The 2,338-nt window shown below is 51.2% G+C and carries 2 protein-coding genes; both read left to right on the top strand.

Translation table 11 applies throughout. From position 1 onward, the window contains the following. Positions 1–1,897, top strand: a 1,897-nt coding sequence (locus tag GPK94_RS12475; RefSeq protein WP_252192630.1) for an ATP-binding protein, incomplete at its 5' end; no start/stop codon positions are given. Beyond that, positions 1,897–2,277 (top strand): DUF3851 domain-containing protein, encoded by a 381-nt coding sequence (locus tag GPK94_RS12470; protein WP_064786254.1) that lies wholly within the window; start codon positions 1,897–1,899, stop codon positions 2,275–2,277. The genes GPK94_RS12475 and GPK94_RS12470, both read left to right, overlap by 1 nt. Positions 2,278–2,338: the final 61 nt, after the last annotated feature.

Below are 2,338 nucleotides of genomic sequence, written 5' to 3'. Positions count from 1 at the left end.
GCGTATTGAGACCGATATACTTAATAACTTCAAGCGTCTTGGTGTAGCTGCCAGAACGCTGGACGGTAAAGAAAGGCTTTCTCAGCTTCATGCAGTATTCCACATGGACGAACAGCTCCCATTTCAGTTTGAATGGGACTGGCTGGCCCCTTCCGGTCTGTCCACAAAGGATTTTATTGCACCAAGTTCCTTTGAGTTCCGCACCGGCAAGCAGTTCCGTATGGGCAAGAAATACGGGGCTGTTTCTTTTTTGCAGATTCTCGCACCGGAGCTGAATGACCGTCTACTGGCTGATTTTTTGGATATGGAAAGCTCGCTCATTGTGAGTATGCACATTCAGTCGGTGGATCAGGTGAAAGCCATTAAGACGGTAAAGCGCAAGATTACCGACCTGGACCGCAGTAAGATCGAGGAACAGAAAAAAGCAGTTCGTGCCGGATACGACATGGACATCATTCCATCCGACCTTGCTACCTACGGCAGTGAAGCGAAAAAACTCTTGCAGGATTTGCAGAGCCGCAACGAGAGAATGTTCCTTTTGACCTTTCTGGTGCTGAACACAGCGGACAATCCCCGTCAGCTTGGCAACAACATTTTCCAGGCAGGCTCCATTGCCCAGAAGTATAACTGTCAGCTGACCAGGCTGGACTTCCAGCAGGAAGAAGGGCTGATGAGCTGTCTGCCCCTGGGACTCAATCAGATCGAGATCCAGCGAGGACTGACCACCAGTTCTACGGCCATCTTTGTACCGTTCACCACACAGGAATTATTCCAGAACGGCAAAGAAGCTCTGTACTACGGCATCAACGCCCTGTCCAACAACCTCATCATGGTGGATCGAAAGCTGCTGAAAAACCCCAACGGCTTGATTTTGGGTACGCCGGGTTCCGGTAAGTCCTTCAGCGCAAAACGAGAAATCGCCAACTGCTTTTTGCTTACCAGCGATGATGTCATTATCTGTGACCCGGAAGCGGAGTACGCACCTCTTGTTGAGCGTCTGCATGGGCAGGTCATCAAGATCTCGCCTACCTCCACCAACTACATCAATCCGATGGACCTGAACCTGGACTACTCGGATGATGAAAGCCCGCTGTCCCTCAAATCTGATTTTATCCTCAGCTTGTGTGAGCTGATCGTGGGCGGTAAGGAGGGCTTACAGCCGGTGCAGAAAACCATCATCGACCGCTGTGTGCGTCTGGTCTATCAGACTTACCTCAATGACCCGCACCCGGAGAATATGCCCATACTGGAGGATCTGTATAACCTGCTCCGGGAACAGGAGGAAAAGGAAGCCCAGTATATCGCTACGGCCCTTGAAATCTATGTAACCGGCTCCCTCAATGTGTTCAACCACCAGAGCAATGTGGACATCAACAACCGCATTGTCTGCTATGACATCAAGGAGCTGGGCAAGCAGCTGAAAAAGATTGGTATGCTGGTGGTGCAGGACCAAGTGTGGAACCGCGTTACCATCAACCGCGCTGCTCACAAGTCCACCCGCTACTACATCGACGAGATGCACCTGCTTTTGAAGGAGGAACAGACCGCTGCCTATACAGTAGAAATTTGGAAGCGATTCCGTAAATGGGGCGGTATTCCGACAGGTATTACCCAGAATGTCAAAGACCTTTTGAGCAGCCGCGAGGTAGAGAACATCTTTGAAAACTCCGACTTCGTGTATATGCTCAACCAGGCAGGCGGAGACCGTCAGATACTTGCCAAGCAGCTGGGCATTTCCACGCACCAGCTTAGCTATGTGACACACTCCGGTGAGGGTGAGGGCCTGCTGTTCTATGGTTCCACGATCCTGCCTTTCGTGGATCACTTCCCGAAGAATACCGAGCTTTATCGCATTATGACCACAAAACCCCAGGAACTGAAAAAGGAGGATGAATAATGATGAACCCCAACATTTTGAATAAAAACCCGCTGATGTTTTTTGACAGGGCGGTAAATGCCCAGCGCAGCCAGCTTCTTACAGTCATGGCCGATGCGGTAAGTGAGTGCCGCACGGCGGCAGATCAGGCAGCCGAACTGAATGAGACCGGTCAGGTGGGGCTGCTCCGTCTGGCAGAGATCTGGAGTGCTATCCGTGCTAAGGAAGGTATGGGCGGTCTGGTTCTGGAAGGAACCGAAGCAAAGATCCTGTCCGATGTTGTGGCACAGTTTTATGCCTACCTGTCCGGCTGTATGTTCAACGATCCTGTGGGAATGGCCATTTATGCAGAGCTGCACTACATGATGTCCTCCCTCATGCTGGGAGAATGGTTTGAATAAGGAGCCGCGCCTGCGTTTTACTGATGAGGAACGGTCTGACCCTGCACTGGAAAAGCCGATT

This window comes from Pseudoflavonifractor sp. MCC625, assembly GCF_018784545.1.
Classification (GTDB): domain Bacteria; phylum Bacillota; class Clostridia; order Oscillospirales; family Oscillospiraceae; genus Pseudoflavonifractor_A; species Pseudoflavonifractor_A gallinarum.
This window is presented reverse-complemented; position numbering and strand designations above follow the sequence as displayed.

What these genes read in the sequence shown, in the direction of transcription:
- GPK94_RS12470 (WP_064786254.1), top strand. Translation starts at nt 1,897, where the DNA reads ATGATGAACCCCAACATTTTGAATAAAAACCCGCTGATGTTTTTTGAC.